The 6008-nt window shown below is 43.8% G+C and carries 6 protein-coding genes; 2 read left to right on the top strand and 4 right to left on the bottom strand.

Annotated features, from left to right (window positions below):
* Positions 1 to 253: 253 nt before the first annotated feature.
* Positions 254 to 799 carry an oligoribonuclease gene (gene orn / locus IRQ78_RS19600; protein WP_054554138.1) on the bottom strand — a complete coding sequence of 182 codons (546 nt, stop codon included), beginning with the start codon at positions 797 to 799 and terminating at the stop codon, positions 254 to 256.
* Positions 800 to 921: 122 nt separating this feature from the next.
* Between orn and rsgA the strand changes: the two genes are divergently transcribed.
* Together rsgA and asd are read left to right on the top strand one after the other, a co-directional pair.
* On the top strand, positions 922 to 1980 hold the full coding sequence (gene rsgA / locus IRQ78_RS19595) for a small ribosomal subunit biogenesis GTPase RsgA (protein ID WP_054554137.1): 1059 nt from the start codon (positions 922 to 924) through the stop codon (positions 1978 to 1980).
* 18 nt (positions 1981 to 1998) lie between these two features.
* On the top strand, positions 1999 to 2865 hold the full coding sequence (gene asd / locus IRQ78_RS19590) for an archaetidylserine decarboxylase (RefSeq protein WP_194442951.1): 867 nt from the start codon (positions 1999 to 2001) through the stop codon (positions 2863 to 2865).
* A 64-nt stretch (positions 2866 to 2929) separates the two neighbouring features.
* On the opposite strand, the gene IRQ78_RS19585 is transcribed toward asd, so the two are convergent.
* Genes IRQ78_RS19585 through IRQ78_RS19575 form a run of 3 tightly spaced genes read right to left on the bottom strand, consistent with a single transcriptional unit; the run spans position 2930 to position 6008 of the window.
* Positions 2930 to 3685: a HesA/MoeB/ThiF family protein gene (locus tag IRQ78_RS19585; protein ID WP_054554136.1), complete on the bottom strand. Its 756-nt coding sequence runs from the start codon at positions 3683 to 3685 to the stop codon at positions 2930 to 2932.
* A gap of 1 nt (position 3686) precedes the next feature.
* On the bottom strand, positions 3687 to 5210 hold the full coding sequence (thiE, locus tag IRQ78_RS19580; protein WP_194442950.1) for a thiamine phosphate synthase: 1524 nt from the start codon (positions 5208 to 5210) through the stop codon (positions 3687 to 3689).
* A 15-nt stretch (positions 5211 to 5225) separates the two neighbouring features.
* Positions 5226 to 6008 carry a thiazole synthase gene (locus tag IRQ78_RS19575; protein WP_194442949.1) on the bottom strand — a complete coding sequence of 261 codons (783 nt, stop codon included), beginning with the start codon at positions 6006 to 6008 and terminating at the stop codon, positions 5226 to 5228.

The raw sequence follows: 6008 nt of genomic DNA, 5'->3' as shown, positions 1-6008 counted from the left end.
CGAGGCTCGAACTCGTGACCTCAACCTTGGCAAGGTTGCGCTCTACCAACTGAGCTAGTGCCGCATTCAAAAGTAGTCAGTAATTTGTCCGTTGTCGCACAACCTGAAGGTTGCGGTGAAACGTTCTGGCAACTGAGCTAGTGCCGCAAATTTCAACTATAAAAGTTTAGCTAAAGACATACCAACCCCGCGGGGGTTAACGTCTTAAGCGGGGCAGGATTCTACAATAATCCGATGTGTTTGCAAATGTTTTTTACAAATTAAAGAATTTTTCTTGGTAAACCTTTAATTCCATGATCGAATCTTTGATATCGTCGAGGGCTAGATGTGAACCTTTTTTGTTCACTTGCGCTAATACGTCAGGTTTCCAACGACGTGCAAGTTCTTTAACGGTACTCACATCAAGGTTACGGTAGTGAAAGTAGTCTTCCAATTCAGGCATGTACTTATTCATAAAACGGCGGTCTTGGCCGATAGAATTACCACACATAGGTGAAGCACCCGCAGGTACCCATTGCTTTAGAAATGCCAAAGTTTGATCAATAGCATCTTGTTCAGTGAATGTGCTTGCTTTACAACGAGCTGTTAAACCAGATTGACCGTGCTGAGTCGTGCACCACTCGTCCATACCATCAAGCAGTTCATCGCTTTGATGAATAGCAATAACAGGACCTTCGGCCAAGATGTTTAAATCACTGTCGGTGACAACAGTGGCAATTTCGAGTATTTTATCTGTTGCTGGTTCGAGGCCTGTCATTTCTAGGTCGAGCCAGATAAGATTTGATTTATGAAAAGACATAGTTACCTTAGCGGTGCTTTCCTTTAGATCCAACGCATTTAGATATATCATATTAGTATCATCAGTCGACCTAAAGCTTTTTTTTCAAAAAGCCCGACATTTACTCAAGTTATAGGCCAAAAGTGGCAAAACAAAAGAAATTAAGTAAAGGCCAATCGCGTCGAATTAAGGCCAATCATCAAAAACGCCTCTCTAATGCAGACAAAAAGCAACAGAAAGGGGCAACTGTGCAATGGCAAAATGACAATTTAGGCCCTGCCGAAAATGCGGTTGTGATCAGTCGATTTGGCCAACATGCCGATATCGAAACCGAGTCAGGCGAAGTATTGCGCTGTAATATACGCAGAACAGTATCGAGCCTTGTTTGTGGTGATGAAGTTATTTTTCGCCGTGCAAAAGTTAGCGAAGGCGACTTAGCTGGCGTTATTGAAGCAACCCATGAGCGTCGCTCACAACTAACGCGCCCTGATTTTTATGACGGGGTGAAAGTCGTCGCTGCCAATATCGACCAAATTTTAATGGTCTCTGCGGTATTGCCTGAGTTTACACCAAACATTATCGACCGCTATTTAGTTGCCTGTGAAGACATGGGGATTGAGCCAATTTTAGTGCTTAATAAAATAGATTTGATTGACGATGAAGGCCTTGCTTTTATTGATGAAATTCTCGATATCTATCGTGAGCTAGGTTATCAAGTACTATTAGTCAGTAATAAAACGGGTCAAGGCATTGATGAGCTTAAACAAAAACTGGTCGATAAAAACAGCATTTTTGTTGGTCAAAGTGGTGTGGGTAAATCAACCTTAGTGAACACTGTACTGCCTGATGCTGACATCTTAACCCAAGAAGTATCTGAGAACAGCGGCCTTGGTCAACACACAACAACCGTATCGCGATTACACCATCTACCAAGTGGTGGTAACCTAATCGACTCACCGGGAATTCGTGAGTTTGGCTTATGGCATTTAGATGTTGAGCGCGTTACATGGTGCTTTAAAGAGTTCCGTGATTTTATTGGTGGCTGTCGTTTTCGCGATTGTAAGCATTTAAACGATCCAGGCTGTATAATTCGCCAAGCTGTTGATGATGGTGAAATTTCAGAACTTCGTTTTGACAGTTACCACCGAATTTTAGAAACTATGGCCGACGGCCGTGCTGGTGCACGCGCTCCTCGCGTATAACTATTTAGGAAAAAACAAGTGAGTTTAGATAAATTCAAAATTGCTATGCAATATGCCATGCCAAAACATTTCATTTCGCGCATGGTTGGCAAGTTAGCAGCAGCAAAAGCGGGTGGCTTAACAACGGCCTTAATTAAATTGTTTATCAAACAATACAAAATTGATATGACTGAGGCTAAATACCCAGATCCAGCTCATTACAAAACTTTTAATGAGTTTTTCACTCGCCCGTTAAAAGAAGGTATTCGTCCACTTGCTGAAGAAAGCGACATTATTGCTCACCCAGTTGATGGTGCAATTAGCCAATTAGGCGATGTAGTAGACGGTCAAATCATCCAAGCAAAAGGCCATGACTACAGCTTACAAGCACTCCTTGGTGGCAAAGAAGAAGACACAGCGCCGTTTTTAGGCGGTAAGTTTGCAACTATTTATTTAGCGCCTAAAGATTACCACCGTATTCACATGCCTGTTGATGGTACGCTGAGCAAAATGATCTACGTACCGGGTGATTTATTTTCGGTAAACCCGTTAACAGCGCAAAATGTACCTAACCTATTTGCTCGTAACGAGCGTGTTGTAGCTATCTTCGAAACCGAAATTGGCCCGCTAGCCATGGTACTTGTCGGTGCGACAATTGTTGCTAGCATCGAGACTATTTGGGCAGGCACAGTAACGCCACCAGCAGGTAAAGATGTATTTAGTTGGAATTACCCAACTGAAGGTGACAATGCGATTACTCTGAAGAAGGGTGAAGAAATGGGTCGCTTTAAATTAGGCTCTACCGTTATTTTAGCCTGGGGCGCAAATCAAGCTGAGTTCTTATCAGATCAACACCCAGAAACAGTGACGCGAATGGGCACACCATTTGCGAAAATTAACGACTAATAAGTTCAATTAAGCAAACCACTTGAGCAATAGTGGTTTGCTTAAAATTCATTATAAACCGCGCCTACACCCCACGATTACACTCTGAACATTCACTATCTTTTTGAATATTAAAGCACTGCTGCATTAGTGTTAGCCCATCAAATTGAATAAACTCGCTACCCGTTTTATGGCCAAGCAATATATTGATAGCCAATAAACTTTGCATGCTCCCCATAACACCCAGCAACGGGCTCAATACCCCAGCATTGTCACAATTAAGCGCTGTTTGCTCCTCCGTTTGTGGGAATATACAGCCATAGCAAGGACTCTGTTCATCACGAAAATCAAAACTCATCACCTGCCCCTGCGTTGCAATAGCGGCAGCTGATACAAGTGGGATAGATTTAGCTAAACAATAGCGATTAACCAAATAGCGGGTAGCAAAGTTATCACTGCAATCGAGGATGATGTCAGCACCTTCAAGTAGCTCAGCACAGTTACTTTCATCAAGCTTTTGGCATAGAGGCTTAACCGTAATTTGATTATTTAAACTGCCTAACACCTTGGCAGCCGCCTGTGTTTTTGCCTGCCCCATGTGGTTTACTTTATAGAGTATTTGTCGCTGTAGATTTGAAAGCTCAACTTTATCGTCGTCAATCAAAGTGAGCGTCCCGATTCCTGCAGCCGCTAAATAAAACAATGCCGGTGAGCCAAGCCCACCCGCTCCGACAACCACAATATGTGCAGTTTTTAACTTTTGCTGCCCTGCATGCCCCACCTCTTTGAGTAGCAAGTGGCGGCTATAACGAATTTGCTCTTTGTCGCTTAACGCGCTCATATTATGACTGACCTTCGACCAGCTGTTTTAACTTGGCAATGGCTGCTTGGTAGTTTTCGGCTTCAGTAATCGCACGTACTACTGCAACACTGCCAACCCCCGTGCTCGCAACTTGCTCAGCCCGTGATATATCAATTCCACCAATTGCCACCGTTGGATAATCGGCCATCAACGGCACAAATTTTTCGAGCTTTTCTAAGCCCTGAATTTGCCCCGTCATGTCTTTAGTGGTGGTTGGATAAATAGCACCAAACGCCATATAACTTGGTCTGTAATTATGTGCACGCAGCATCTCATAAAAGCCATGAGTCGATACACCTAAGCGTAACCCCGCCTCTTTTATGGCAATTAAATTAGCGGTTTGTAAGTCTTCTTGTCCTAAATGCACACCATAAGCGCCGTGCTTAATCGCCAATTGCCAATAATCATTAATATATACCTGCGCATCGTACTTCTGCCCCAGCAAAACCGCACTTGCAATCGACTCTTCAAGTGCTGCATCGTCTGCATTTTTCATTCTTAATTGAACGGTTTTAACCCCTTCGGCTAAACACTTCTCTAACCAATCAACCGTATCAACAACGGCATATAGCCCAAGCTGTTTAGAGTCGCACTCGGCAAAACCTGCTGCCATGGTAAAATCAACCGGGCAATCAAAGTCGAGCTCATCACCCAGCCAACTTCCCGCTTCGATGACTTGTGGGTAATCAGCTAGATTTGTTGGAAAGCAAGTGTGTGCAACGGGGCCAATCCCTTCACCATATCGAATGGCTGCTTTTAATCCTTGGTTGATATAGGCTTTCGCTAAAATAAAGGCATCTTTGAGAGGATACTGTTTGGTTAAACACGCAGCAATCACAGAGGCCATACTGCATCCAGTACCGTGACTATGCGGAGTTTGAATTTTTTCGTTACCAAGCCAATATTCCTGCTCACCTTGCACGCAGTAATCAATGCAATAGCCACTTGGGTAATCCCAGTGACCCCCTTTGATGATCACCGCTTTTGCACCATAGCCTGTTAACTTCTTTGCGGCCTCTTTCACTGCGCTTGGGCCAATCAGGTAAACACCAGTTAATAGCTGTGTTTCGTGGGTGTTCGGTGTTACAACATCGACTAATGGCAATAAACACTCTTTGATAGCACTAACAGTATCTTCTTCTGTTAATAAATCACCACTTGAGGCAATGGCAACCGGATCATAAACAACCAAAGGCGGCTCTGCCCAAGTTGCTTTGTAATGTTTTAAATGCTCACTAATAAGCTGTATTTGCTGCACATTGGCAAGCATGCCAATTTTAATCACGCTGGCAGGCATATCACTGGCTAAGGCTAATAGTTGCGACTCAATCACTTCTGTTGAAATCGGGTTAAGTGCTTCTACACCTAAACTATTTTGTGCCGTTAAAGCAGTAATAACCGTACAGCCATGTACATTAAAACTTTGCATTGCCTTGATGTCGGCTTGAATTCCTGCACCGCCGCCCGAATCTGAGCCAGCTATGGTCCATACAACCTGATTCATGTTATTCCTCACATTTTATTCTTGATGCCAAAATGGCATTCCAAGCGTCGGCGTTGATGGGCTTGCTACGTCTTTCTCTGGCATCGCTTTAGCCACATAGCTAGATCGCCCCGCTTCAACCGCACTCTTAAACGCTTTACTCATCGTTACTGGGCAACCTGCACCTGCAATTGCCGAATTTAATAATACGGCATCATACCCTAATTCAAGCGCTTGACAGGCATGAGATGGTAAACCTAAGCCCGCATCAACAATTAAAGTATGGTTTGGCAAGCGCTCACGGATCATTTTTAAGTTATAAGGATTCAGCAAGCCTTTGCCTGTGCCAATCGGTGCGCCCCAAGGCATAAGTACTTCGCAGCCTAAATCAGCGAGGCGCTGACACAGCACTAAATCATCTGTGCAATAAGGTAAAACTTTAAAGCCATCGGCCAATAAAATTTTAGTGGCTTCGAGCAGTGCGAATGGATCTGGCTGTAAATTATATTCGTCACCAATCAACTCTAACTTGATCCAATCAGTGGCAAACACTTCGCGGCACATTTGTGCCAAGGTCACTGCTTCTTTCACACTATGGCAACCCGCCGTATTTGGCAGCGCCTTTAACCCGGTGTTTTTTATCAATTGCCAAAAATCATCACCCGCAGCAGCGCTTTGCTGACGTCTTAATGAAACCGTGACAATCTCAGCCTGTGAGGCCACTATCGACTCTGTCATAACACTTGGCGAAGGGTACAGTGCTGAGCCAATCAGTAAACGACTCGTAAATTGCTCACCATAAACTGAAAAACTATCCAT

Source organism: Pseudoalteromonas simplex (assembly GCF_015278155.1).
In the GTDB taxonomy this organism is placed as follows: domain Bacteria; phylum Pseudomonadota; class Gammaproteobacteria; order Enterobacterales; family Alteromonadaceae; genus Pseudoalteromonas; species Pseudoalteromonas simplex.
This window is presented reverse-complemented; position numbering and strand designations above follow the sequence as displayed.

Bases quoted from the DNA above. Each gene is read 5' to 3' on its own strand.
- thiE (WP_194442950.1), bottom strand. From the start codon at position 5,210: ATGAATCAGGTTGTATGGACCATAGCTGGCTCAGATTCGGGCGGCGGT.
- IRQ78_RS19585 (WP_054554136.1), bottom strand. From the start codon at position 3,685: ATGAGCGCGTTAAGCGACAAAGAGCAAATTCGTTATAGCCGCCACTTG.
- orn (WP_054554138.1), bottom strand. From the start codon at position 799: ATGTCTTTTCATAAATCAAATCTTATCTGGCTCGACCTAGAAATGACA.
- IRQ78_RS19575 (WP_194442949.1), bottom strand. From the start codon at position 6,008: ATGGATAGTTTTTCAGTTTATGGTGAGCAATTTACGAGTCGTTTACTG.